The 24,311-nt window shown below is 46.8% G+C and carries 27 protein-coding genes; 17 read left to right on the top strand and 10 right to left on the bottom strand.

The window, feature by feature from the left end:
• Window positions 1-82 precede the first annotated feature (82 nt).
• The 7 genes from gshB to OW491_RS13220 are packed head-to-tail and all read left to right on the top strand — an operon-like array spanning window position 83 to window position 5,894.
• Window positions 83-1,042 carry a glutathione synthase gene (gene gshB, locus OW491_RS13190; RefSeq protein WP_290036415.1) on the top strand — a complete coding sequence of 320 codons (960 nt, stop codon included), beginning with the start codon at window positions 83-85 and terminating at the stop codon, window positions 1,040-1,042.
• A 5-nt stretch (window positions 1,043-1,047) separates the two neighbouring features.
• Window positions 1,048-2,007, top strand: a complete 960-nt coding sequence (locus OW491_RS13195; protein ID WP_246283306.1) for an energy transducer TonB — start codon at window positions 1,048-1,050, stop codon at window positions 2,005-2,007.
• Window positions 2,008-2,046: 39 nt separating this feature from the next.
• Complete coding sequence (locus OW491_RS13200; protein WP_075171038.1) at window positions 2,047-2,613, top strand: YqgE/AlgH family protein; 567 nt, start codon at window positions 2,047-2,049, stop codon at window positions 2,611-2,613.
• An 11-nt stretch (window positions 2,614-2,624) separates the two neighbouring features.
• Window positions 2,625-3,101 (top strand): Holliday junction resolvase RuvX, encoded by a 477-nt coding sequence (ruvX, locus tag OW491_RS13205; protein ID WP_075171037.1) that lies wholly within the window; start codon window positions 2,625-2,627, stop codon window positions 3,099-3,101.
• Entirely contained in the window at window positions 3,082-3,597 is a 516-nt protein-coding gene (pyrR, locus tag OW491_RS13210; RefSeq protein ID WP_178967861.1) for a bifunctional pyr operon transcriptional regulator/uracil phosphoribosyltransferase PyrR, read from the top strand. The genes ruvX and pyrR overlap by 20 nt, the downstream gene beginning before the upstream one ends.
• A gap of 14 nt (window positions 3,598-3,611) precedes the next feature.
• A complete protein-coding gene (locus OW491_RS13215) occupies window positions 3,612-4,610 on the top strand; it encodes an aspartate carbamoyltransferase catalytic subunit (protein WP_075179205.1) in 999 nt (332 codons plus the stop codon).
• A 6-nt stretch (window positions 4,611-4,616) separates the two neighbouring features.
• Window positions 4,617-5,894, top strand: coding sequence for a dihydroorotase (locus OW491_RS13220; RefSeq protein WP_290036422.1), 1,278 nt, complete (start codon window positions 4,617-4,619; stop codon window positions 5,892-5,894).
• 94 nt (window positions 5,895-5,988) lie between these two features.
• On the opposite strand, the gene OW491_RS13225 is transcribed toward OW491_RS13220, so the two are convergent.
• Together OW491_RS13225 and OW491_RS13230 are read right to left on the bottom strand one after the other, a co-directional pair.
• Window positions 5,989-7,161, bottom strand: a complete 1,173-nt coding sequence (locus OW491_RS13225) for a PilT/PilU family type 4a pilus ATPase (protein WP_178967859.1) — start codon at window positions 7,159-7,161, stop codon at window positions 5,989-5,991.
• 33 nt (window positions 7,162-7,194) lie between these two features.
• Window positions 7,195-8,229 carry a type IV pilus twitching motility protein PilT gene (locus tag OW491_RS13230; protein ID WP_075171032.1) on the bottom strand — a complete coding sequence of 345 codons (1,035 nt, stop codon included), beginning with the start codon at window positions 8,227-8,229 and terminating at the stop codon, window positions 7,195-7,197.
• A gap of 117 nt (window positions 8,230-8,346) precedes the next feature.
• Between OW491_RS13230 and OW491_RS13235 the strand changes: the two genes are divergently transcribed.
• From OW491_RS13235 to hemW, 8 genes are all read left to right on the top strand, one after another.
• The gene (locus OW491_RS13235) at window positions 8,347-9,030 is read left to right on the top strand and encodes a YggS family pyridoxal phosphate-dependent enzyme (RefSeq protein ID WP_290036426.1); all 684 of its coding nucleotides are present in this window, start codon (window positions 8,347-8,349) and stop codon (window positions 9,028-9,030) included.
• A 77-nt stretch (window positions 9,031-9,107) separates the two neighbouring features.
• Window positions 9,108-9,941: a pyrroline-5-carboxylate reductase gene (proC, locus tag OW491_RS13240; protein ID WP_254842925.1), complete on the top strand. Its 834-nt coding sequence runs from the start codon at window positions 9,108-9,110 to the stop codon at window positions 9,939-9,941.
• 109 nt (window positions 9,942-10,050) lie between these two features.
• Window positions 10,051-10,608: a YggT family protein gene (locus OW491_RS13245; RefSeq protein WP_075171030.1), complete on the top strand. Its 558-nt coding sequence runs from the start codon at window positions 10,051-10,053 to the stop codon at window positions 10,606-10,608.
• A 195-nt stretch (window positions 10,609-10,803) separates the two neighbouring features.
• The gene (locus OW491_RS13250; protein ID WP_178967857.1) at window positions 10,804-11,979 is read left to right on the top strand and encodes a homoserine O-acetyltransferase; all 1,176 of its coding nucleotides are present in this window, start codon (window positions 10,804-10,806) and stop codon (window positions 11,977-11,979) included.
• 2 nt (window positions 11,980-11,981) lie between these two features.
• Window positions 11,982-12,572 carry a methionine biosynthesis protein MetW gene (metW, locus tag OW491_RS13255; RefSeq protein ID WP_075171028.1) on the top strand — a complete coding sequence of 197 codons (591 nt, stop codon included), beginning with the start codon at window positions 11,982-11,984 and terminating at the stop codon, window positions 12,570-12,572.
• Window positions 12,573-12,614: 42 nt separating this feature from the next.
• The gene (locus tag OW491_RS13260; protein WP_290036429.1) at window positions 12,615-13,067 is read left to right on the top strand and encodes a DUF4426 domain-containing protein; all 453 of its coding nucleotides are present in this window, start codon (window positions 12,615-12,617) and stop codon (window positions 13,065-13,067) included.
• A 13-nt stretch (window positions 13,068-13,080) separates the two neighbouring features.
• Complete coding sequence (gene rdgB / locus OW491_RS13265) at window positions 13,081-13,680, top strand: RdgB/HAM1 family non-canonical purine NTP pyrophosphatase (RefSeq protein WP_075171026.1); 600 nt, start codon at window positions 13,081-13,083, stop codon at window positions 13,678-13,680.
• Window positions 13,681-13,717: 37 nt separating this feature from the next.
• Window positions 13,718-14,854 carry a radical SAM family heme chaperone HemW gene (hemW, locus tag OW491_RS13270; protein ID WP_290036431.1) on the top strand — a complete coding sequence of 379 codons (1,137 nt, stop codon included), beginning with the start codon at window positions 13,718-13,720 and terminating at the stop codon, window positions 14,852-14,854.
• A 31-nt stretch (window positions 14,855-14,885) separates the two neighbouring features.
• Here hemW and OW491_RS13275 read toward each other — a convergent pair whose 3' ends face one another.
• The 6 genes from OW491_RS13275 to OW491_RS13300 form a co-directional block, all read right to left on the bottom strand.
• On the bottom strand, window positions 14,886-15,608 hold the full coding sequence (locus OW491_RS13275) for an HAD family hydrolase (protein ID WP_075171024.1): 723 nt from the start codon (window positions 15,606-15,608) through the stop codon (window positions 14,886-14,888).
• Window positions 15,601-16,533 (bottom strand): tyrosine recombinase XerC, encoded by a 933-nt coding sequence (gene xerC / locus OW491_RS13280; RefSeq protein WP_075171023.1) that lies wholly within the window; start codon window positions 16,531-16,533, stop codon window positions 15,601-15,603. The genes OW491_RS13275 and xerC overlap by 8 nt, the downstream gene beginning before the upstream one ends.
• Entirely contained in the window at window positions 16,530-17,270 is a 741-nt protein-coding gene (locus tag OW491_RS13285; RefSeq protein WP_277252677.1) for a DUF484 family protein, read from the bottom strand. Before OW491_RS13285 ends, xerC begins: the two co-directional genes overlap by 4 nt.
• The gene (gene dapF, locus OW491_RS13290; RefSeq protein WP_290036433.1) at window positions 17,267-18,100 is read right to left on the bottom strand and encodes a diaminopimelate epimerase; all 834 of its coding nucleotides are present in this window, start codon (window positions 18,098-18,100) and stop codon (window positions 17,267-17,269) included. Before dapF ends, OW491_RS13285 begins: the two co-directional genes overlap by 4 nt.
• A gap of 15 nt (window positions 18,101-18,115) precedes the next feature.
• The gene (gene lysA, locus OW491_RS13295) at window positions 18,116-19,372 is read right to left on the bottom strand and encodes a diaminopimelate decarboxylase (protein WP_075179213.1); all 1,257 of its coding nucleotides are present in this window, start codon (window positions 19,370-19,372) and stop codon (window positions 18,116-18,118) included.
• A gap of 126 nt (window positions 19,373-19,498) precedes the next feature.
• Window positions 19,499-19,654, bottom strand: a complete 156-nt coding sequence (locus OW491_RS13300; RefSeq protein ID WP_083609879.1) for a lipoprotein — start codon at window positions 19,652-19,654, stop codon at window positions 19,499-19,501.
• A 159-nt stretch (window positions 19,655-19,813) separates the two neighbouring features.
• Here OW491_RS13300 and cyaY point away from each other — a divergent pair, with 159 nt between their 5' ends.
• A complete protein-coding gene (cyaY, locus tag OW491_RS13305; RefSeq protein ID WP_246283303.1) occupies window positions 19,814-20,140 on the top strand; it encodes an iron donor protein CyaY in 327 nt (108 codons plus the stop codon).
• Window positions 20,141-20,168: 28 nt separating this feature from the next.
• On the opposite strand, the gene waaA is transcribed toward cyaY, so the two are convergent.
• Window positions 20,169-21,464, bottom strand: coding sequence for a lipid IV(A) 3-deoxy-D-manno-octulosonic acid transferase (gene waaA, locus OW491_RS13310; RefSeq protein ID WP_290036437.1), 1,296 nt, complete (start codon window positions 21,462-21,464; stop codon window positions 20,169-20,171).
• Window positions 21,457-23,226, bottom strand: coding sequence for a lipid A export permease/ATP-binding protein MsbA (gene msbA, locus OW491_RS13315; protein ID WP_075179305.1), 1,770 nt, complete (start codon window positions 23,224-23,226; stop codon window positions 21,457-21,459). The genes waaA and msbA overlap by 8 nt, the downstream gene beginning before the upstream one ends.
• A gap of 167 nt (window positions 23,227-23,393) precedes the next feature.
• Between msbA and lpxL the strand changes: the two genes are divergently transcribed.
• On the top strand, window positions 23,394-24,305 hold the full coding sequence (gene lpxL, locus OW491_RS13320) for an LpxL/LpxP family Kdo(2)-lipid IV(A) lauroyl/palmitoleoyl acyltransferase (RefSeq protein ID WP_290036439.1): 912 nt from the start codon (window positions 23,394-23,396) through the stop codon (window positions 24,303-24,305).
• The last annotated feature ends 6 nt before the right edge of the window (window positions 24,306-24,311 follow it).

Consider the following 24,311-nt stretch of genomic DNA (forward strand, 5'->3'; position numbering starts at 1 on the left):
AGCGCACACAAAAGACCGGCCTTTAACATTGACCCTAAATATAGATCGTTAACATAGACCCAACCGAACAGAGGAACCGCACATGACGTTAAAAGTCGGCATTGTTATGGACCCAATTGAGCAAATCAACTTCAAAAAAGATAGCTCACTGGCCATGTTGTGGGCGGCTCAGCGAAAAGGCTGGGAGCTTTGGTACATGGAGCAAAAGCACCTATTTAGCCGCGACGGTAAAGCCAAAGCACTAATGGCACCCCTTACTGTGGATATGAATCATGAAAACTGCTTTGAACGGGGTGATTATACAACCGCAAACCTGAGCGATCTTGACGTTATATTAATGCGTAAAGACCCGCCATTTGATAATGAGTTTATTTACAGTACCCACTTGCTAGAAATGGCTGAAAAAGAGGGCACCCTTATTGTCAACAAACCGCAAAGCCTGCGCGACTTTAACGAGAAACTGTTCGCCACACAGTTTCCACAGTGTTGCCCGCCGGTTTTGGTCACACGCGAGCCAAACTTAATCCGTGAGTTCCACAAAGAGCACGCCGATATCATCGTAAAACCTCTGGATGGCATGGGCGGAGCCTCTATATTCCGTGTTAAAGAAGACGGTCTGAATCTAGGTGTCATTATTGAAACCGTCACAGCCCACAGTAGTGAGATGGTGATGGTGCAGAAATTTATCCCCGAAATCACCGAAGGCGACAAGCGTATTTTAATGATTAATGGGGAACCTATTTCTCATTCGCTGGCGCGCATACCAACTGGGGGGGAAACCCGCGGCAATTTAGCGGCAGGCGGCCGAGGAGAAGGCCGAGAACTGACTGATCGTGACCGCTGGATTTGTGAACAAGTAGGCCCCACCCTAAGAGCAAAAGGTTTATTGTTTGTCGGACTGGACGTTATTGGCGACTATCTCACTGAAATTAATGTGACTAGCCCTACTTGTATACGCGAACTCGACAATCAATTTGGCTTGGATATAGCGATGCAATTAATGGACTCAATTGAGCAGACTATTCATTCTAAGCAGGCGTAACTTTTGTGTCAGTAGCGACAAACGAGACCAACACCCCAACACGATTAGGCTCAATGGATAAGCTCGGCTTAGCCCTCGTTATCGCTATTGCGCTGCATGCTCTTTTCATATTCGGTAGCAGCTTTATTACCACTGACACACCTCCGCCTGTTCATACGCTAGAAATTACACTAGCCAAGCACGCCGCTAAAGAGGCCCCCAAAGACCCTGACTTTTTAGCGCAAAGTAACCAAGAAGGCAGCGGTACTCAGGAAGAAAAGCGAATTTTATCAACAACTCAACAATCCAATTTTGAAGACGATCGGATTCGCAATCAATCGGCTCTACCGACTAACGCTGAGCCCGCCGAAGAAATAACACCGGAGCCTCCAACGCCGGCCACTACTAAAGCACCTGAAGCGGGCCCTGAGAAAGAGAGCAGCAAGCCTTCTCAAACGGTTGTTACTACCCAAAAATCCAAACAAAAGAAAGAATCAGTAAAACCCAAAAAAACACAACAAGCTAGCAGCGCTCCTAAAGCAGGACAGTCAACGTCACTATTGGCGCGTTCACTCGAAATTGCCAACTTACAGGCCGAAGTAAGATTACAAGAAGAAGAGCTAGCGGCATGGCCCCGCATCAAACGCCTAACGTCAGTATCCACCGCCGCTTATGATGATGCTGTGTATCTCAACAACTGGCGAAAGCGCATCGAAAATGTGGGTAACTTAAATTACCCTGAAGAAGCTCGTAGTCGCGGCGTATTCGGCACATTGCGCTTAATGGTTGCTATTCTTCCTGATGGCAGCCTCAAAAGTGTCGAGATTCTGCAGTCATCAGGCCACAAAATCCTCGATGATGCGGCTATACGCATCGTGCGCCTAGCATCTCCTTTCCAACCATTTACACCAGAAATGCGCAAACGCACTGATATTCTTGAAATCATACGCACGTGGAAATTTGAGAAAAACACACACTTGTACTAAACCTAATGGGTCAGTCTAAGAGTGTGCGTGCAAAGAACCATGAATAAAAAACAAACCTGTTTGCGAGATCACTTTTTAATCTCCATGCCTCACCTTCAAGACGATGGTTTTGCTAAAACCATTATCTATTTGTGTGATCACAGTGAATACGGAGCAATGGGGCTCGTAATTAACCAGCCCTTAGCCCTCACGTTAAGTGAAATGCTAACGCATTTGGATATGAAGACAGGCAAGTATCAACAAGCCACATCCGTTTACGCTGGAGGCCCGGTTCAAAGCGATAGGGGTTTTGTTTTACACCGCCCTTATCTGGGCGACCCGTGGTTATCCACCTATAAGATATCTGACGAGATCCAACTCACCACTTCGCTTGATATTCTTGAAGCCATTTCAAGTCATGGTTCAGCTGAGGCCTTAATCGCCATTGGTTATGCGGGATGGGGTGCTGGGCAACTTGAAGAAGAAATTAGTAACAATGTCTGGTTAAGCTGTCCTGCAAATTCCGATATAATGTTCAATATGCCTGCTGGCGAACGTATGCAGGCGGCCGCCGCCCTGCTGGGCGTGAATCTTAATTTGCTGACCGCTCATAGCGGCCGCGCCTAAATAGATAACTCATGACTGCAACCAGCCAATGTGTGCTGGCCTTTGATTTCGGCACGCGCAGAATAGGCGTCGCAGCAGGCCAGACATTTACAGGTACATCAACCGCATTAACACCTGTTTTTGCTAAAGAAGGCACCCCCGATTGGCCTTCTCTCGAAAAACTCATCAATGAATGGCAACCTGACATTTTAGTTGTCGGTATCCCACTTAACATGGACGGTACTATCAGCGAAATGTCGCGCCGCGCACGCAAGTTCGCCAACCGCATACAAGACCGTTTTCAACTCCCTTGCTTTTTGATGGACGAGCGCCTCTCTACCAACGAGGCAAAAGAAATCCATTACAGCAAGGGCGGTAGTAACAATTTCAAGAAGGAGTCTGTCGATGGCTTAGCCGCTCAAATCATTTTTGATGGCTGGCTAAACTCATCACAGCGTATTCCAAGCCATACCCGTCTGGAGGATCTTTATGGTCTCGGGAACTCTTAACGTCGATTCTTTGTTGGATAAAATGATCGACGAGCTGAACCAATTATTACAACACCGTGAAATTAACGACCCCTACATTATTGGCATTCACACCGGTGGTGTATGGATTGCTGAGCGTTTGCATAGCGCACTGAATGCGCAGCAAACGATGGGCACTCTGGACATTTCGTTCTATAGAGATGATTTCTCGCAAATAGGCCTCAACCCTTCTGTACAAGCGTCAAATTTACCTGACGCCACCGAAGGCCGTGACATTATTTTAGTGGATGATGTCATTATGAGCGGTCGAACCATTCGCGCCGCTCTTAACGAGCTGTTTGATTATGGACGTCCAGCCTCAGTCACACTGGTCACATTACTGGACTTGCAACGCCGTGAGCTTCCCATACAGGCGGACGTTTCAGGGGGCACGCTATCGCTTGGACCTAACCAGCAAGTAAAACTGCTAGGCCCGACACCTTTAGCATTAGAAATCCGACAAAAACCAATGACTTAAGGCCGGAGCGCACCATGTTCGAACTAAAAGATGCCTACAGCGTTCAATTGAACCAAGAAGGCCAACTCAAACACTTCATCACCGTTGAAGGTCTATCTAAATCTCTATTGACCGAGATTTTAGACACAGCCGACTCATTCGTCGGCATGGGTGCCCAACAAGTCAAAAAAGTGCCGCTGCTTCGTGGTAAGACCGTTGCCAACCTCTTCTTCGAGGCTAGCACACGCACACTAAGTACATTTGAGTTAGCCGCCAAACGCCTGTCAGCTGACGTGCTAAACCTCAACATCAGCACGTCATCAACATCTAAAGGTGAAACGCTCAAAGACACGTTGCAAACGTTAGAGGCAATGCAAACAGACATGTTTGTCGTACGCCACTCAGATAGCGGCGCAGCCCATTTCATTGCTGAGCAAGTCACGCCTAATGTTGCCGTCATCAACGCGGGAGATGGACGACATGCCCATCCAACGCAAGCCATGCTAGACATGCTAACTATTCGTCGCCACAAGGGGCAATTTGAACCGCTTGTCGTGGCAATTGTTGGGGACATTCTCCACTCTCGTGTGGCACGTTCTCAAATACATGCATTGCTAACACTGGGGGCGGCAGAAGTCCGAGTCATTGCCCCCACCACACTCTTACCCAAACATATAGAAATGCTTGGTGTACGCGTCTTTACTGACATGAACCAAGGATTAAAAGACGTTGATGTCGTGATCATGCTGCGTTTGCAAAAAGAACGTATGCAAAGTGCTCTACTACCCAGCGAGTCTGAATTTTACCGACTATACGGCTTAACAAACGAAAAACTAACCAACGCAAAACCCGATGCTGTTGTTATGCACCCGGGCCCTATCAATCGCGGCGTTGAAATAGAATCTGCGGTAGCCGATGGGCCCCGATCGTTAATTCTTGATCAAGTAACAAACGGAATAGCCGTGCGCATGGCTGTTATGTCGATGGCGATGAGCGGCCAAACCGCCGAAAAGAACAATGTGGTAGAGGCTTAACTTGTTATGTTATTAATCAAAAATGGTCGACTCATAGACCCTAAACATCAAATCGACCAAGTCTGCGATCTGTACATCGATAACGGCAAAGTCGTTAGCATCGATCAAACACCAGCAATTGATGTATCTCCAACTAAAACTATTGATGCAACAGGGCTAGTTGTTACCCCTGGGCTCATCGATATGAATACCCATTTACGTGAACCAGGGCAAACCCAAAAAGCAACCATTGCATCTGAGTCTGCCGCTGCAGTCGCGAGCGGGATTACGACCATGGTGTGCCCACCAACAACTAGCCCTGTTGTCGACTCCCCTGCCGTTGCCGAACTCATTCTAGATCGCGCGCAAGCCACAGGGTTAGCTAATATTTTACCAGTGGGCGCTCTGACACAGGGTTTGAAATCAGAACAGCTCGCACCGATGCATGCTTTAGCACGTTCAGGCTGCGTGGCCTTCAGTAACGGTCGCGAGCAAATCAGCAACTCTCTTGTACTATTACGCTGCCTAGAATACGCGGCCACCCATGACTTCTTAGTGATCTTCCATCCCCAAGATAAAGACTTAGCCGGCAAAGGTTGTATGCATGATGACATTACCTGTACCCGTCTAGGTTTAACGGGTATACCTGAAACCGCGGAAACAGTTGAAGTCTCTCGCTGTTTATTACTCGTTGAGCAAACGGGCGTTCGTGCCCACTTTGGGCAACTTTCATCTGAGCACTCTACGCGCATGGTGATAGAGGCTCGCAAACGCGGCTTAAATGTTACCGCCGATGTTGCCATACATCATTTGCTACTGACTGATGAAAACGTTAATGGCTTTAACAGCTTGTTTCACGTTATACCGCCATTGCGTAGCCAACTGGACCGTGCAGGCTTACTCCACGCCTTAGTCACCGATGGCATACAAGCTATTTGTTCCGACCACCAGCCTCATGACCCTGCCGCTAAACAGGCTCCCTTCGCCGCAACAGAACCCGGAATATCAGGGCTGGAGACCTTGTTACCTCTTGGCTTAATGTTAGTAGAGCAGCAGTTGTTATCCCTGGCGCAACTCATTGAAAAGCTCACCAGTTCACCGGCTCAAATCCTTGATATTAACCGAGGTTCCCTTGCCATTGGCGATATAGCCGATATTTGCATCTTCGATCCCGAACTAACGTGGGAGCTATCGCAAGAGAACTGCGTATCAGCAGGTAAGAACACCCCTTTCATCGGCGTGCCACTAAAAGGGAAAGTCACTCATACTCTGGTTAACGGTGAACTGGTGTACCAAGCTTTGTAAGGCGTTTATTTTAACGCTTGTGCAAGCCAATAAAAAACGCGCCTTAAGCGCGTTTTTTATTGCTGTCTATTTAAGAGCATCACATGTGAATCTGTTACAGGTTTCGAATCTCCAAATCACCTGACATATTCATATAATCCTCATCCTCTTGTAAGAAAAGCGAGTCATTTTCTGTGGCGGCCGCCGCATTTAATTCGGGATTTGTATCAGCATTTAGCTTAATCATTAAGCGTAAATCGTTCGCGGAATCTGCATGCGCCAGAGCGGTGTCGTAGTTGATAGTTCCTTCACGATAAAGCTCATACAAAGCCTGATCAAAGGTCTGCATACCCAAATTAGTCGACTTCTTCATGATCTCTTTAATTTCATGGACTTCCCCTTTACGGATCATATCCTGAATAAGCGGCGTACAAATCATAACTTCGATAGCAGCGCGACGCCCTTTACCATCTTTGGTTGGCAACAATTGCTGTGCCACGATGGCTTTTAAATTAAGAGATAACTCCATCCACACTTGATCATGGTGCTCAGGCGGGAAGAAGCTAATAATGCGATCCAATGCTTGGTTCGCATTGTTAGCATGCAAGGTCGCCATACATAAGTGGCCCGTTTCAGCAAACGATAAACCGTACTTCATTAGCTCACGTGTACGAATTTCGCCCATCAAAATAACATCAGGAGCCTGACGCAAAGTGTTTCTCAAAGCAATCTCGAACGAGTCCGTATCAATGCCAACTTCCCGTTGAGTCACTATGCTTTCTTTGTGCTCGTGAATATACTCAATTGGATCTTCTATCGTGATGATATGGCCACGGCTATGGCGATTTCGATAATCGATCATCGACGCTAAGGAGGTAGATTTACCGGTTGATGTACCACCCACGAAAAGAATCAAACCGCGTTTAGTCATGGCTAGATCTTTCATAACCGGCGGCAAATTCAGTTCTTCGAAATTGGGGATGTGCGTATTAATGCGACGCAACACCATGCCCGGCGTGTTACGTTGAACATAAGCACTGACCCGAAAACGCCCTAGCCCCGGTGCGCTAATTGCAAAGTTACACTCGTGCGTGCTTTCGTACTCTGCAATTTGCTTATCATTCATAGTTGAGTAAACCAGCGATCTAGCTTGCGAAGGCTTCAAAGGTTCTTTGGTAAGCGGCTTAACCGTGCCATCAACCTTGATGCTAGGACGCGCGCCTGCCGAGACAAATAAATCTGACGCACCGCGCTCAATCATGACTTTGAGTAGCTGTGTAAACTCCACTATTGGATCTCCAGTTATATCTAATTAGGCCACTTAAAATGCTTGTGGGTTCTTTGCCTTAGCACGAGCTACTTCACGAGTAATTTGGCCTTTTTGTACTAATTCAGTCAACGACTGATCAAGCGTTTTCATTCCATGAGACGCGCCTGTTTGTATTGAAGAATACATTTGTGCCACTTTATCCTCACGGATAAGATTGCGAATCGCAGGAGTACCAATCATTATTTCATGAGCAGCCACACGACCACCATTAGTTTTTTTCAATAATGTTTGAGAAATAACCCCTTGTAAGGATTCAGACAACATAGAGCGAACCATATCTTTTTCGGCCGCTGGGAAAACGTCAATAATCCGGTCAATGGTTTTAGCTGCAGATGTCGTATGCAAAGTACCAAAGACTAAATGCCCCGTTTCGGCCGCGGTTAGCGCTAAGCGAATCGTTTCAAGGTCTCGCATCTCACCCACAAGGATAACATCCGGGTCTTCACGCAACGCTGAGCGCAACGCATTCGAAAAGCTTTGCGTATCGCGATGCACTTCTCGCTGGTTAATAAGGCATTTTTTACTTTCGTGAACAAACTCGATGGGATCTTCAATAGTTAAAATATGATCCGATCGGTGATCGTTCACATAGTCAATCATCGCCGCTAACGTTGTACTTTTACCTGAACCGGTTGGGCCTGTCACTAGTACTAAGCCCCTTGCTTCATTTGATAGGTCTTGAAAAACCTTACCCATCCCCAAATCTTCCATGGTCATTACTTTACTTGGGATGGTACGAAATACAGCCGCCGCTCCGCGGTTTTGGTTGAATGCATTGACACGAAACCGCGCTAAACCGGGTACTTCAAACGAAAAATCCGCCTCCATTGTATCTTCATACTGTTTGCGGATTTTATCATTCATGATGTCATAGATAAGTGTGTGGACCTGCTTATGCTCTAAGGCCGGCAACTTAATTCGTCGGACGTCACCATCAACACGAATCATAGGTGGCATACCCGCTGTGATGTGCAGGTCAGACGCGCCCTGCTGTACTGTAAATGAGAGAAGTTCTGTAATATCCATTGTTTCTTATACACCTAGGGCTTACTTATTTCCTTGGCTTACTTCAAAATAGGTAGAAGCATTACCACACAATATGTGGCCATTTAACCAAAGAATACTGTTTTTGAATACGACCTTATGTCAAGCATAGCAGAGAACTACTCAAGCATAGGCCAGCAAATCAAACTGGCCACACAAAAAGCAGGACGTGACGCCAACGCTGTTACTCTGTTAGCTGTGAGCAAAACACGAACAGCCGAGGATATTCGCGGTTTGTATCAGCTTGGGCAACGGCAATTTGGCGAAAACTACACACAAGAAGCACTCGAAAAAATAGCCGCTCTTAGTGATTTACCGATAATCTGGCATTTTATTGGCCCAATACAGTCCAATAAAAGTCGAAGTATCGCTGAGCATTTCGATTGGGTTCATAGCGTCGATAGACTAAAAATAGCTAAACGCCTTTCAGAGCAAAGGCCTTCACATCTGCCAGCTCTCAATATTTGCGTGCAAGTGAATATTAGTCACGAATTGTCCAAGTCAGGATGTTTACCTGAATCAGCTGAAGCACTGCTGAACCAAATAGCCGAATTGCCAAACTTATCACTGCGAGGCTTAATGGCTATTCCAGCAGCAACCACTGATAAAACCGAGCAGCGCCAAGCACTTGCCAGTATGAAACACCTCTTTGAAACGCTCCAAAAAAAGCACCCGTCCTTAGATACCCTTTCTATGGGGATGTCTAACGATATGGAGATAGCAATTCAAGAAGGTGCTACCATGGTGCGCATTGGAACTGCCTTGTTTGGACCCCGTTCTTAAAGCATAAACGAGGCTCAAACACCGCATATCTTTATTTTTAATGAATAACCGGCTTTAACAGCCATGAGGTATTTTTTGTGACTCAGCCAGCAAAGCAACCTACTCTTGCATTTATCGGCGCAGGCAATATGGCACGCGCTATTATTGGCGGCCTACTTAAAACAGGTTTCCCCGCTGATCGTATATGGGCCAGTGAACCAACCTTAGACCGTATGGATGACTTAAAAGCACAAGGGCTGAATACCACTGACGATAACGCTGTAGCCGTAAAGAATGCTGATTTAATTGTGCTGGCCGTCAAGCCTCAATTATTGAAAGAGGTCTTACTACCCTTACAGTCAGCCGCTAGCACTGAAGACAAACTTTTTGTATCCGTTGCGGCTGGCATTACTTGTGACAGCATCAACCAATGGCTAGGGGGACAACAAGCCATTGTTCGTTGTATGCCAAATACTCCAGCATTAGTGGGTATGGGCGCGAGTGGATTGTATGCAAACGCCCAAGTATCTGAAGAGCAGAAAACTCAAGCCGACTCTGTTCTTTCGGCCGTCGGCATTACCGCGTGGGTGGATGAAGAGTCGTTACTACACGCTATTACCGCGGTATCTGGCTCTGGGCCTGCTTACTACTTCTTATTCATGGAATCCATGATTAGTGCCGGTATAAAACAAGGATTATCACGTGAGGTGGCGACGCAGTTAACACTGCAAACGGCACGAGGCGCCGCTGAAATTGCGTGCACAAACGACAGTACACCGGCTGAGCTATGTCGCCAAGTGGCGTCTCCTAAGGGGACAACCGAGCAAGCCATTCTGTCTTTTCAGTCACAACAGTTAGACCAAGTGGTAGAAAACGCAATGGCCGCTTGTGCCGATCGCTCGCACGAATTGGCTAAACTATTAGGCGAGTAATCTTGTCGTTTGAGCCGTAATGCCAAGAAAACTTGCTTACGGTTCATTCATCCCCATAAAGACACTATACTGCGAACAACTCAGGCCTATTTAAAGGATAGATCCAGCTATGGGAACCGATCCAATATCATTGATTATCAGTACATTTGCTCAACTTTACATACACATCATGTTGGTGCGTTTTTTGTTACAAATTTCTGGAGCTGACTATTACAACCCACTATCCCAATCGATAGTAAAAATTACGCAGCCGGTACTGACTCCGCTGCAACGCCTGCTGCCAAAAGTAGGACGGATTGATATATCGCCTCTTATTACCGCCTTTGTCTTAGTTGTGGCCCTTTATTGTGTTCTTCTACTCATTAAAGGATATGCTTTGCAAGAAGGCTTAGGAATAGTCCTGCTTTCGAGTGTTGCTTACACCATTAACGCTATCCTTAATATTTATTTTTACGCTGTGATTGGCTCAGTCATTATTAGCTGGATCGCACCGGGTAGCTACCACCCTGCCCCACAGTTAATTATGCAATTAACCGAGCCTCTGTTTAAGCTTTTCCAAAAAGTCATTCCACCCATTGGGGGCCTTGACCTATCGCCTATTTTTATATTTTTGGCTATTCAGCTTATTCAATCGCAACTAGCGCAATTGATTATTCGTCTGTATTAAGTGATGGCTGCCGTGAATGCTTATCTTAATATAGACAATACAAACCAAGCTTTAACGTTGAGCCCCCCTGTTCAGCGTAGAGCGTTTTGCAACGAGCGCCATGTACCGCTGCCTACCCGGCGGTGCAAGCTCCTTATATATGAGATGTGATGTCCGACTAATTCACTTTTTATTTTTTAGTCGAGGAGCACTCTGATGCCACAAAAAATACCAACAGACTCTATTGGTTACGTTATTCCCCAAGCCATTGATTTTACCGAACCCCTAGCGCTAGCATGCGGGCGAACGCTTGATGCTTACCGTTTAATGATTGAAACCTACGGCACTTTAAACGATGACGCCTCTAATGCCATTTTGATTTGCCACGCCCTATCAGGCCATCACCACGCAGCCGGATTTCATGAAGGTGATAGCAAACCGGGTTGGTGGGACAGCGCTATTGGCCCAGGAAAAGCCATTGATACTAATAAGTTTTTTGTAGTTTCGTTAAACAATTTAGGAGGCTGCCATGGCTCAAGTGGGCCTAATCAAATAGACCCCGCCACAGGGAAACCTTATGGCCCCGACTTTCCATTGATGACGGTTACAGACTGGGTTGAAAGCCAAGCGCGATTAGCCGACCGTTTAGGCATCCAACAGTGGGCAGCCGTTGTTGGAGGCAGCTTAGGGGGTATGCAAGCATTGCAGTGGGCTATTTCTTACCCAGAACGCTTACGTCACTGCTTGGTTATCGCCTCGGCGGCTAAACTATCGGCGCAAAATATCGCGTTTAACGAAGTAGCACGCCAGGCCATTTCAAAAGACCCGTGTTTCCACAAAGGGCGCTACTATGATGTAGACGATGTCCCGCGCACCGGACTCATGCTGGCCCGTATGGTTGGCCATATTACTTACCTTTCTGACGACGGCATGCGTGATAAGTTTGGCCGCGAAATGAAAACAGGTAAACTCATGTTCGACTTCAATCCGCAGTTTGAAGTTGAATCATACCTGCAATATCAAGGTGAGCGCTTTTCGACGTCATTTGATGCTAATACCTATCTTTTAATGACCAAAGCATTGGATTATTTTGATCCAGCAGCCGAGGCTCAGCACGATTTAGCCAAAGCGCTAGCCCATGTAAAAGCAAAATTTTTATTGGTATCTTTTACAACAGACTGGCGGTTTTCGCCGGAGCGCTCACGTGAAATTTTAGATGCGTTAATCGACGCCGGAAAAGATGTGAGCTACGCCGAGGTTAATGCCCCTCAAGGCCATGATGCCTTTTTACTACCTATTCCTCGCTACATGGATATTTTAAAAGCTTATATGTCACGTGTAGAAGCCGACATACCCGCAACATCCTCCACAACCGCTGAAGTAGAGGCCTAATCATGCGTGCCGATCTTGATATTATCCGTGAGTGGATTGCTCCGTCAACCCGAGTCTTAGACCTAGGCTGTGGAGATGGGGAGCTATTGCACCATCTAATCCAACAAAAGCAGGTAAGAGGTTACGGTCTCGAAATTGATCACAGCAATATAACCACGTGTATATCCCGTGGAGTCAATGTGATCGAAAAAAACATAGACGAAGGCTTAGCCACACTGCAAGACGGTAGCTTTGACTCAGTTATCATGACTCAAGCGTTACAAGTCATGAACCACCCAGATTTGATTGTTGAAGAAATGTTGCGCATCGGCAAAGAGTGTATTGTCACCTTTCCTAACTTTGGCCACTGGCGGGCCCGCTTCTATCTTGCTTTTCGCGGCCAGATGCCTGTATCGAAGTTTCTACCGTACACTTGGTACAACACACCTAACATTCATTTTTGTACCTTTAAAGATTTTGAAAAGCTGTGCGTTGACCAGAATATTCGCATTCTTAACCGCACCGTGGTAGACAATGAGCACCGTGACCGTTGGTGGAACCATTTATGGCCCAACATGCTCGGTGAGATTGCGATTTACCGTATCACGCGTTAATGCGTGAATAACGGTTCATCAAGGCAGACCGAGGATACCTACATGAAAACAATGATGACCTACCTTACCCTTGCGCTAACCGTGGTGATATCCAGCGTTATGCCAACGGCACAGGCTGAACAAACCATAGAAACTGAACAGTACATCATCCATTACAATGCCTTTAACAGCACCTTTATAGCACCCGAGGTAGCTCAGGCGAACAATATTGTTCGCAGTAAATATTCTGCCATGCTCAACATTGCTGTCATGAAAAAAGACGAAAACGCAGAACCTAAGCCCGTTAAGGCACTCATTAATGGCGAGGTTACGAACCGCCTTCAACAGCTTCAAGCTCTGCGTTTTTCTCTCATTAACGAAGGGGATGCAGTGTATTACCTAACTAGCTTCACCTTTGCAGATGCGGATACTCTCGATTTTACGATTACAGTGCAACCGGACCCGAATAAAGAGGCGATCACGCTGCGCTTTGATCAACAGTTTTTCACCGATTAAATAGGCCAAATTTATGACTGACCGTATCGTACTTGCCAGCGGCAACCAGGGGAAACTTAATGAATTTAACGAAATTCTGAGCCAGTTCCAGATTGAGGTTGTTCCACAGTCATTGCTGAATGTTGATGATGCCGATGAAACCGGCTTAACCTTTGTCGAAAATGCCATCATCAAAGCACGCCACGCCTGTGAAGCAACGGGGTTGCCTGCATTAGCCGATGATTCGGGCCTAGAAGTGGATGCACTTAACGGTGCCCCGGGCATTTATTCTGCTCGTTTCTCTGGTCCGGGCAAAGGCGACCAAGCCAATAACGCGAAATTACTCGAATCTTTAGCCAATGTTGCCGAACCTCAACGAACGGCCCGCTATCGTTGTGTTTTGGTATATATGCGCCACGCTAAAGATCCAATGCCACTTATCTGCCAAGGCACGCTTGAAGGCCGTATTTTAGAAGCCCCTCAAGGCTCCTTTGGCTTTGGTTATGATCCATTATTTTTGGTGGCAGGCACCGATCAAACGGCGGCACAATTATCTCCGCAGGAGAAACACCGCATCAGCCATCGCGGTAAAGCTGTTAAACAATTTTTAGCGCAGATCGATAGTTACCTGTAAGCTGTAACCTTCCCGTTTAAGCCTTTTGAAGCCCTATATGCACACACTACCACCTTTATCTTTGTATATTCATATTCCGTGGTGTGTGCGTAAGTGCCCGTATTGCGACTTTAACTCGCATGCCGTTAAAGAAGAAATCCCCGAAGCCGCCTATGTCGACGCCGTGCTTAACGACCTACGCGGCGAACGAGCAGCCGCTCAAGGCCGCTCAATTAGTACTATCTTTATAGGGGGCGGCACACCTAGCCTCTTTACACCTGAGGCGATAGATCGCATCTTAACCGCAGCGGATCAAATTATCCCGTTCCAAAACAACATCGAAATCACCATGGAGGCGAACCCGGGCACGTTTGAACAAGCACGTTTTGAAGGCTTTAAGCACGCGGGGGTTAACCGCCTCTCTGTCGGTGTACAGAGTTTTAATACTAACCATTTAAAAGCCTTAGGCCGTATACATAGCAGCACTGAGGCCCGCACGGCGATCAGCGCCGCAAAAGACATAGGGTTTGACCGCCTCAATATCGATTTAATGCATGGCTTACCTGATCAAAGTACCGAGCAAGCATTATTAGATTTAGAAACCGCCCTCGCATTACAGCCAGACCACCTATCTTGGTACCAGCTCACAATTGAGCCAAATACCGAATTTCATGCCCGCCCGCCCGTCGTCCCTGAAGACGAACAATTATGGGATATTCAGCAAGCAGGGCAAGCTTACCTGGCCCAACACGGGTTTACGCAATATGAGGTCTCAGCTTACGCTAAACAACCCGCTTCGCGAGCACAACATAATCTGAATTATTGGCAGTTTGGTGACTATTTAGGTATTGGCGCAGGCGCTCACGGCAAGATTACTTACCCACAGCAAGATAAAATTGTGCGGCGCTGGAAGCAACGCTCGCCCAAAGCCTACTTAAACGCCATCACACCGTTAGGGGGAGAGCATGAAATTGTCCATGAAGACCGCCCCTTTGAATTTATGATGAATGCATTAAGGTTGATCGATGGCGTTGACGAAGGGCTGTATAGTTCTCATACCTTACAGCCTATTGAAACCATCAAAGCACAACTCAATCAGCTTCGTCAGCAAGGCTTACTAGACAAACAACGGTTGCAGACAACGCATAAAGGCCAGCTCTTCCTTAATGATGTTTTAGAAAGCTTTCTGGTCTAGCACGACCTTGATTATCGGCGCCTTCAGCCTGTTACAAACAGGCTCGGCGACGCTGATTAATAGACGCAACCGCGGCGGGGATCTGTGACAAACATGTCACATCGGCAGTTGCTTTGGGGCCACCAGGCCACTTTTCACCTTTGAGATTCACCCAAATAGTCCACATCCCTACCTCAGCCGCTCCTTGAACATCGGCTACCGGGTTATCACCAATATGGATGACCTGCTCTGGACGCAAGTTCTGCGCCGCTAAAACCTGCTCAAAAATATCAGGATGCGGCTTTTCAACACCGGCCTCATCAGCATTGAGCTGGAAGTCCATGCAATGGCCTAAGCCCACTTTATAAATGCTGGCATTGCCATTGCTAATTGCGCCTACCTGATACCCCTCCTTTTTGAGACCTTCTACCATGCTTAGTGCATGCTCAAAAAAGCTGACCTCTTGGCGCGCATCGTAAAATACGCGAAAGCTAGCCTCGACCAAATCCACTACTTGCTCCTTCGGATAGCCTGCTTCAAGAAAGCCAGCTTCCAGAGCCGCCAGGCGAACCTGAGTAACACTGTGAGCAATATGCGGAGACGCTTCTACAACCTTAGTCCGTAGCCTGCCCTTTATATCTTCAACGCTGTGGCGTTCAACAAATAACGGCGCATTAGCTTGCATCCAACTAAACAAACGCTCATTAGCCACTTCAATGACAGGGTCAACAGCCCACAAGGTATCATCCAGATCGAAAGTAATACATTTAATCATCTTTTTTCCGTGCTCTCGGGTGTGCTTTTTCGTAAACATCCATTAAGTGTTGAAAGTCTAAATGGGTGTACACCTGTGTAGTAGAGATATCTTCATGGCCAAGTAGTTCCTGTACTGCACGTAAATCACCACTAGACTCCAACACGTGGCTGGCAAAACTATGACGTAAACGGTGTGGGTATACTTTACCCTGCGTATGCATGCGCTTAGCCCAGTGATCAAACCGCAATTGCACACTGCGCACTGTTAATCGCTGGCCTTTTTTAGCAATAAACAGCGCATCTTGATCTGGCCCCGTATAACTGGCCCACGCTTGTCGATGGGTGATCCAGAGCTGTAATGCACTGACCGCCATGCGGCCCACGGGTAACATTCGAGTTTTATTGCCCTTACCGGTAACAACTAAGCTACCCGCTCGTAAATCGACATCATGAATATTCAGACTTACTAACTCTGACACCCGCAAACCAGACGAATATACCAGCTCAAGCATGGCTTTATCTCGAGCCGATATAGCATCCTCAACAGGGAAAGACAGCAGATGGCTTAGCTGGTCAGTATCGAGTGTCTCTGGCAAGTGCCTGCCCGCTTTAGGCGCTTTAACTCCCAAAGCAGGGTTAGCATCACTGAGGCCTTCGGCTACTAAAAAGCGATAAAAGCTACGGATAGAAGATAGCTGACGCTGAATACTCTTTGCACTGAGTTCATCACGATGAAGCTCAGCAATAAACGCCCGAATATGACGCTCGCTGACTTGGCCCCATTGGTCTATTCGGCTGTCAGCAACAAAGTCCATCAAACGCTCTAAGTCTCGTCGATAATGGAGTTGAGTATTAGCTGCTAATTGACGTTCACTGTGTAAGAACGTCATAAACTGATCGATTAGCGGCGCTAGGCGGTCAGAGAATGACGTGGAGCTTATCATGCCGGTTCTTCGTGCAGAATCCGACTAACAACGCGGCTTAATACTTCACCGACATAGCTTAGGAATAATGTACCCTGGCTACGTTGGAAATAGTACGGGTCGTGACTACCTATTGCCAACAACCCAATCGCGTCGCCTTTAACTAATGGCACTACTGCCGCCGAATGAACCTCATTGGCCTCATCACCAAATAAAAAACGGTTTTCAACTAACTGCAGTTGTCCACAGGTAGGGAGGTTCGTTTTAATCAAAGACTCGACAACGCCCGCCGTTGAACGAGGGATCATTGTTAAGTTATTTACATTGAGAGGCTGATCGGCAAACAATACCAATGACGTGGCATCGCCATAAAAATCACGACACAAGCTTTCTTCCAATGCGACCGCTACATCATCTAACGTAGCCGAATCCAAAAGAGCAAGCACCATGCGTTTAGTCTTTTCAAACTGAGAGTCATTATGGCGAGCGATATCAATCAGATCTCCCATATGGAGTGTCAATTGTCGGTTACGTTCGCGTAATAAAGATGTTTGACGCTCTACAAGAGAAACGGCCTTACCCGCATTATGAGGGACACTCATCACCTCTAACAAAGCGGGATGACTCATGAAGAAATCTGGGTTCTTGCCCAAGTAATCAGCCACTTGTTCAGCATCTATTGGCATAACTTCAACGTCGGCCGTGTCGTCCGTTAAGTGATCGTCATTTGGGGTGTTGCGCGTGTCATCCTGGCTCATAAATAAATTTGTCCTTCAAAAACACTGGTCGCGGGGCCTGTCATTATAACGGGGTCGATTTCACTGCCTTTCCAAGAGATTTCTAAATCCCCACCTAGTAAGTGCACAGTGACATGGTTATCAAGAATACCTTGAAGCCGCCCGGCTACAACAGCCGCGCATGCACCTGTGCCACAGGCTAAAGTTTCTCCTGCTCCTCGCTCGAAGACACGCAGGCGTATCTCTGAACCGGAAACGACCTGCATAAATCCAATATTAGCTTTCGCCGGAAACTGAGGGTGCTTCTCCAATAATGGTCCTAGCGTTTCAACAGGCGCGGTATCGACATTATCCACGACCAACACGCCATGAGGATTGCCCATAGAAACAGCCGATAGCGATACAGTCTGACCGTCAACATCAACCTCATAAACAGCACGCTTTGTGTCTGCGATAAAAGGGATTCCTGACGGGGACAACACGGGAGGCCCCATATTGACCTCAACCAGATTATCATCACGTACATTTAAAATGGCACGCCCTTGCGCTGTTTCTACCACAATTTCTCGCTTGCAAGTTAATCGCTTATCCAGCACAAAACGAGCAAAGCAACGAGCCCCATTACCGCAATGCTCCACTTCCGACCCGTCGGCATTATAGATGCGGTAGCGAAAATCAACATCCGGATCACTGGGCGCTTCTACAATTAGCAGTTGATCAAACCCAATACCTGTATGCCTATTCGCTAGCCATTTAACTTTTTCCTCACTGAGGCGCACGCGCTGTGTAACGAGATCAATCACCATGAAATCATTACCTAAGCCGTGCATTTTCGTAAAACGTACCAACATAGCTTACAACTCGTCTCAGTTACCCGCAGGCAATGTTTGTTCACCACGCATAATGTCGTGCAATGTCTCACGGGCACGTACTTCGTATACGTTATTATCGTCAACCATAACTTCAGCGGCGCGGCCACGAGAGTTATAGTTTGAGCTCATTACAAAACCGTAAGCACCCGCTGAGCAAACCGCTAGCAAATCGCCCGCTTCGATCGTAAGCGCACGATCTTTTCCAATGAAATCGCCTGTCTCGCAAATAGGGCCAACAAGGTCATAGGTTACTGGTTTGCCTTCCTCTCTAACTGAAACCGGTATGATCTCTTGGTAAGCGCTGTAAAGTGCCGGGCGGATTAAATCATTCATAGCCGCATCAACAATCGCAAAGTTTTTACTCTCGTTGCACTTTAAAAATTCCACTTGAGTCAACATCACCCCAGCATTAGCCACAATAGAGCGCCCTGGTTCAAAAATAAGCCCCAGATCACGACCCTCTAGCTTTTTGAGCACAGCACTGATGTAATCTTGCGGCGAAGGCGGTACTTCGTCGGTATAACAAACGCCTAAACCACCTCCCATGTCTAGGTGCTTTATTACAATTCCAGACGCTGCCAGTTTATCTACCAGCACCAACAGCCGATCCATAGCATCCATAAAAGGAGCTATTTCTGTTAACTGGCTACCTATATGACAATCCATTCCCACGACATCAACATGTTGCATGGCGGCTGCTTTCGCGTAGATACGCTCAGCTTCATCAATAGCAATACCAAATTTATTATCTTTTAAACCCGTAGAAATGTACGGATGTGTTCCGGCATCAACATCAGGATTAACACGGAACGAAATCGCGGCATTAATACCGCACTGGCCCGCGACATCATTCACACGATCAAGCTCTGCTTCGGATTCTATATTGAAGCAGTGAATTCCGACTTTTAGTGCGCGCTCAATCTCGTGAGCTTGCTTGCCTACACCAGAGAAAACGATTTTTTCAGGCTTACCGCCAGCCTTTAGTACTCGCTCTAGTTCGCCCAGAGAGACAATATCGAACCCTGCACCCAAGCGCGCTAGCACATTTAGCACCGCCAAATTACTGTTTGCCTTAACGGCGAAACACACTAATGCATCGTGCCCTTCCAATGCTTGTGCATATCCCAAAAAGGCACGTTCAATTGCATCACGCGAATAAACATAAACGGGCGTTCCGAACTCTTTCGCTACGTCTGCAAGAGCGACGTCTTCACAAAAAAGCTGGTTGTTACGGTACTCAAAGTTATCCATCATATTTCTCTACTGCGACTAGACAGCGATCAAGCGTGATTGCAATGATATTGCCGGCTAGCTACTGGTTGATCGTGGCCGCTTCGCGTAACCACTCAAAGGGTCGTTAATTACATTAACTAAATACTATTCGGCGACAGCTTTGCTTGTCGCCTCAAGAGGCTGCGTCTCTTGCCCTTCTGGGGCTTTTTCCGCTTCAGCTTTGGGTAGATACAAAGGCCCTTTTTGGCCACAGCCTGCTAGCAAAAGTATACCTACGAATAAAATACAGCGCTGTTTCACGTTGAGGCCTGCTCATTCAAAAAAATTACCCTGATTATACCCTGTAATCTTGTCTAACTTGAACCTTATGAGCAGGCTAAGCCTCGGATCATTCCGGATTTTACTGGTATACTAGCAACTACATACTTGCTCTTCGTACTTTTAGGACAGACTCCCGCCATGATGACAGAAAGCGAATTTTACGCCCTCGTAGACGAAACCCTGATTAGCGTAGAAGAAAAACTAGATGACGCTGAAACCGACTTGGACTATTTGATTAGCGGTGGCGTTCTAACCATTAAATGTGAGAATAAAAGCCAAATAATCTTCACTCGCCAGACTCCCGTCCGACAACTATGGCTAGCCACTAAAACGGGGGGATTCCACTTTGACTATGATGCTGAGCTTAAAACGTGGGTACGCGACAGCGACAAAGCGACTATCCGCTCTGTGTTTGAAGCGGCTTTTTTAGATCAAGCAGGCGAGTCACTGAGCTTTGATATTTAAGCGGCAATGAATAAAACAAAGCGCTTGTTCAGACCGGCGGGTTAATCAAGCGCTTTTCCACCTGCAGAAATAACTGGTCTAGCGCACCACGCTGAGATTCGGCATAGGCAAAAGCTGCCGCCCCCATGCCCAACAACGGAGCGGGCTCAACCATCATAGAAGCAGTCTTTTCAAGCGCCTGGGACATCGATTCCACATAGGCCATACCACCAGATTCCACCATCGCATCGCAAATAACAGCAAAATTATGATAAAACGGCCCCATAACAACAGGTGTTTTCACGGCTGCAGGTTCAACAGGGTTATGCCCTCCCACATCGACAAAACTACCGCCCATCACCACTACATCAGCGGCCGTATAGAACAATAGCATTTCACCTAATGTATCACCGACCACAACACGCGTACTGTCAGTAACAGACGCTGGCAAAGAGCGCCTCGCCACGGCCGCCATCCCCAACTGATCGACAAAGTATTGATACACAGACTCAAAACGTTCGGGATGCCGCGGGACTACCAGCAACAACAATTGAGGAAACCGAGCTAGCATCGACTGGCTCGCAGCTAAAAATTGAGCCTCCTCATCTGAGTGGCTGCTGGCCAACATGCAAACAAAGCGCCCTGTAAATCGCTGTTTTAATAGCTCTCCCTCGCGCCGTTGGACAGGATCCACATGAATATCAAACTTGATACTGCCAGAAACCGCTATTCGCTCGTCGGGTACACCTAATTGACGAAAACGATCGGCATCAGCATCACTTTGTGCCACTAAATAGCTAAAGCGTCGCATCATAGGATAAGCAAGTGACTTTACACGATGATAGCCGCGCGCAGAACGAGCAGACAGTCGCGCATTAGCCACCATGAGAGGAACTTTCTGAGCTTCGCAGGCAGCCACCATATTCGGCCACAGTTCCGTCTCAACCACTAAACAGCCAAGCGGATTGAGCCGTTTGATAAACCGAAACAGCGCGTCAGGCAAATCATAGGGGCAATAAAAATGCTGTATATGATCACCAAATAACGATTCTGCGCGAGCTTTCCCGGTGGGAGTCATGCTCGTCATTACTATTGGCAAATCGGGATATTGATCCAACAAACGCTGAACCAAAGGAGCTATCGCAATTGTCTCACCCAGCGAGACTGCATGAATCCACAAGGGCGGTCCTGAGCGAGACGAGACTTTAGGAACAAAACCAAACCGTTGCCACCAGTTTCGACGGTAACCAGCAGACTCTCGCCCACGCCACCACAGACGTACCAAGAGTATTGGCACTGCAATATAGAACAAGCACGTATAAACGTATCTTGACCACTCACGCATGCTCTGGCGTGTCCTCAAACTGCAAGTTATGCAACTGCGCATAAGCGCCATGCTTAGCAAGCAACTCATCATGGGTTCCTTGCTCAACAATCTCACCCTGATCCATAACCACAATAAGGTCGGCTTTTTCAATAGTAGAGAGTCGGTGAGCTATGACGAGAGTTGTTCTATTTCTCATCACGTGCTCCATCGCCGATTGAATATGGCGTTCTGACTCAGTATCCAGCGCCGATGTGGCCTCATCCATAATTAAGATCGGAGCATCTTTTAAAATAGCACGAGCAATTGCAATACGCTGACGTTGGCCGCCGGAGAGAAGTACTCCGTTTTCCCCAACCATGGTGTTAAGCCCATCAGGCAACTTATCCACAAACTCCATCACATGCGCCGCTTTCGCCGCTTGCTTAATCTCTTCTTCGGGTTTGTTCGCTAAATCGCCATAAGCGATATTATCGGCAATTGTTCCGTTAAAAAGTACAACCTGCTGATTAACCAATGCGATCTGGCTGCGCAAACTGGCTAACGTATAGCTTTGTAATGACTGATTATCTAACGTAATCTGCTCTGCATTTGGCACGTCATAGAAACGCGGTAACAGGCTCGCTAACGTTGACTTACCACTACCGGAGCGACCAACAAGCGCGACATTCTGGCCAGGTTCAATTGACAAATTAATATGGTTTAACACATCTTTATCCGTATTCGGATAGCGAAACGACAGATCATTAAATGCAATAGCGCCGGCAACGTTCTTCGCAACCAAGGTACCATTATCATTTTCTGGAGATTCATCCAGTACTTCAAACAAGCTTTGCGCAGCCGCTATACCGCGTTGAATGACGCTATTAACATCCGTTAATTGGCGTAACGGTTTTGTTAACATGCCAGCCGCTGTAATAAATGCAATGAACTGACCGGTATTCATTGTCGACATAATAGACGGCTCCATTGCAAGGTACAGCAATAGAGATAACGCACAAGCCACCATCAGCTGTACAGCTGGGGTGCTTAATGATTGAGTGATCACCAATTTCATATGTTGATCACGGTTCTTTTCACTTACTTCAGTGAAGCGGTTCATCTCAAAATCTTGACCGCCAAACGTACGTACTACTTGATAACCCTTGATTGCCTCCGATGCCGTATTCGTTACATTACCCATTGAGTGTTGTAGCTTCTTACTTAAGCGGCGAAAGCGCTTAGAGACAAAAGACACTAAAAAACCAATAAATGGGCCTAAAAATAAGAAAATCAGCGTCAACTTCCAATTAAGCCACAACAAATACCCAAACAAACCAATAACAGTTAACCCTTCTTGAATAACAACCTTCACGGCGTTGGTAGCCGCCCCTGTTACTTGTTCAACGTTATACGTTAGCTTAGAAAGCAGAGTACCCGAGCTATTAGCGTTATAGAACGTGCTCGGTAACTTTTGCATGTGAGCGAAAAGCTCTAAGCGTAAGCAGTGCACCAACGTACGCGCAATACGTGTAATGAAATAGTTACCCATAAAGGTGCCAAGCCCTCGGATGACAAATAATCCAAGCACACTTAGCGCCAGCCAACCACGATGCTCTATAGCGTTGTTCTCAATAGCTTGGACAACCGTCTCCATCCACTTAGCAAAGCCCGCTTGGGTGCTGGCATATAAAGCAAAGCCTGCCACACTAAGCAAAAAGAGTGGCCACTGGTGTCTTATGTAAGTCAGTAAGCGCAGATAAAGACGAAGACCACTAATTTCTCGGGTAGTTTGTTTTTTCATTATTCGCAACGTATTGAAATCAAAGACTGCATTGTACACCATAGCGATATCAAATCGCTGGCACTTGTTAGATCATACCTACGCAAATGATCGGTTATAGGGATCTGCTGCAAAACAGATTAGAATAGGCACCGAACGAGAACAATAGGTTAGTAAAAATAGTTGTTATGAAACAAAAGCGCCCAGAAAACTTATGGCATCCAACTTATTGGCCCACCTTCTTAGGACTTGGACTAGTTTGGCTTATTAACAGGTTACCGCTACCAGCCCAACATAAGATCGGGCGGTTGCTGGGGCGCATATTGATGTGTATTGCTAAAGATCGTAGACACGTAGCTGATACCAATTTATCACTCTGCTTTCCTCATTTATCTCCAAAAGAGCACAACCAGATGCTGAGTGATGTCTTTAAAGACCAAGGTATCGCGATGATCGAGTCTGGAATGGCATGGTGGCCTCAGCCAGAAAAGCTTACACCGCTGGGTGATATTATTGGCTTTGAGCATGTTGAAAAAGCTCAAGCAGAAGGGCAAGGCATCCTTTTCTTAAGCGGCCATTTTACCTGTTTAGATGTAACAGGCGGGATTTTAGCTCAACATATGCGCTTTGATGGAATGTATAGAAAAAACAATAACCCTGTTATCGAAGAGCTAAGCAAAAAGGGTCGCGAAGTATTTTTTGAAGAACTGATCGAGCGTGGCGATATCCGCCGTTTAGTTCGCCGCCTTAAAGACGGAAAGGCCGTATGGTATGCACCGGATCAAGATATGGGTATGAAGCTGTCTGTTTATGCGCCATTTTTTGGCGTGCCTGCCGCAACAATTACCGCAACGGCACGCATAGCTAAAATGTCCAAGGCTGCTGTTATCCCACTATCAATGAGACGCAATGATCAAGGTCGCTACATTATTGAAATGCTTCCGCCATTGGAGGACTTCCCTACCGGCGATGATGTAGCAGACGCCACAAAAGTGAACCAAGTAATAGAAAGCATGATCATGAAGGCACCTACACAATACATGTGGGTGCACAGACGCTTTAAGACCCACCCGAAGGGCAAAGCCTTCCTTTACAAATAAGTAAGG

The sequence above is a fragment of the Neptunomonas sp. CHC150 genome (assembly GCF_030397555.1).
Lineage (GTDB): Bacteria > Pseudomonadota > Gammaproteobacteria > Pseudomonadales > Balneatricaceae > Neptunomonas > Neptunomonas phycophila.

What these genes read in the sequence shown, in the direction of transcription:
- OW491_RS13260 (WP_290036429.1), top strand. Translation starts at nt 12,615, where the DNA reads ATGAAAACAATGATGACCTACCTTACCCTTGCGCTAACCGTGGTGATA.
- OW491_RS13285 (WP_277252677.1), bottom strand. Translation starts at nt 17,270, where the DNA reads ATGAGCCAGGATGACACGCGCAACACCCCAAATGACGATCACTTAACG.
- OW491_RS13220 (WP_290036422.1), top strand. Translation starts at nt 4,617, where the DNA reads ATGTTATTAATCAAAAATGGTCGACTCATAGACCCTAAACATCAAATC.
- xerC (WP_075171023.1), bottom strand. Translation starts at nt 16,533, where the DNA reads ATGATAAGCTCCACGTCATTCTCTGACCGCCTAGCGCCGCTAATCGAT.
- gshB (WP_290036415.1), top strand. Translation starts at nt 83, where the DNA reads ATGACGTTAAAAGTCGGCATTGTTATGGACCCAATTGAGCAAATCAAC.
- waaA (WP_290036437.1), bottom strand. Translation starts at nt 21,464, where the DNA reads ATGCGTGAGTGGTCAAGATACGTTTATACGTGCTTGTTCTATATTGCA.
- ruvX (WP_075171037.1), top strand. Translation starts at nt 2,625, where the DNA reads ATGACTGCAACCAGCCAATGTGTGCTGGCCTTTGATTTCGGCACGCGC.
- OW491_RS13245 (WP_075171030.1), top strand. Translation starts at nt 10,051, where the DNA reads ATGGGAACCGATCCAATATCATTGATTATCAGTACATTTGCTCAACTT.
- cyaY (WP_246283303.1), top strand. Translation starts at nt 19,814, where the DNA reads ATGATGACAGAAAGCGAATTTTACGCCCTCGTAGACGAAACCCTGATT.
- OW491_RS13215 (WP_075179205.1), top strand. Translation starts at nt 3,612, where the DNA reads ATGTTCGAACTAAAAGATGCCTACAGCGTTCAATTGAACCAAGAAGGC.
- OW491_RS13250 (WP_178967857.1), top strand. Translation starts at nt 10,804, where the DNA reads ATGCCACAAAAAATACCAACAGACTCTATTGGTTACGTTATTCCCCAA.
- rdgB (WP_075171026.1), top strand. Translation starts at nt 13,081, where the DNA reads ATGACTGACCGTATCGTACTTGCCAGCGGCAACCAGGGGAAACTTAAT.
- pyrR (WP_178967861.1), top strand. Translation starts at nt 3,082, where the DNA reads ATGGTCTCGGGAACTCTTAACGTCGATTCTTTGTTGGATAAAATGATC.
- lpxL (WP_290036439.1), top strand. Translation starts at nt 23,394, where the DNA reads ATGAAACAAAAGCGCCCAGAAAACTTATGGCATCCAACTTATTGGCCC.
- OW491_RS13275 (WP_075171024.1), bottom strand. Translation starts at nt 15,608, where the DNA reads ATGATTAAATGTATTACTTTCGATCTGGATGATACCTTGTGGGCTGTT.
- OW491_RS13200 (WP_075171038.1), top strand. Translation starts at nt 2,047, where the DNA reads ATGAATAAAAAACAAACCTGTTTGCGAGATCACTTTTTAATCTCCATG.
- msbA (WP_075179305.1), bottom strand. Translation starts at nt 23,226, where the DNA reads ATGAAAAAACAAACTACCCGAGAAATTAGTGGTCTTCGTCTTTATCTG.
- lysA (WP_075179213.1), bottom strand. Translation starts at nt 19,372, where the DNA reads ATGGATAACTTTGAGTACCGTAACAACCAGCTTTTTTGTGAAGACGTC.
- hemW (WP_290036431.1), top strand. Translation starts at nt 13,718, where the DNA reads ATGCACACACTACCACCTTTATCTTTGTATATTCATATTCCGTGGTGT.
- OW491_RS13230 (WP_075171032.1), bottom strand. Translation starts at nt 8,229, where the DNA reads ATGGATATTACAGAACTTCTCTCATTTACAGTACAGCAGGGCGCGTCT.
- dapF (WP_290036433.1), bottom strand. Translation starts at nt 18,100, where the DNA reads ATGTTGGTACGTTTTACGAAAATGCACGGCTTAGGTAATGATTTCATG.
- OW491_RS13235 (WP_290036426.1), top strand. Translation starts at nt 8,347, where the DNA reads ATGTCAAGCATAGCAGAGAACTACTCAAGCATAGGCCAGCAAATCAAA.
- metW (WP_075171028.1), top strand. Translation starts at nt 11,982, where the DNA reads ATGCGTGCCGATCTTGATATTATCCGTGAGTGGATTGCTCCGTCAACC.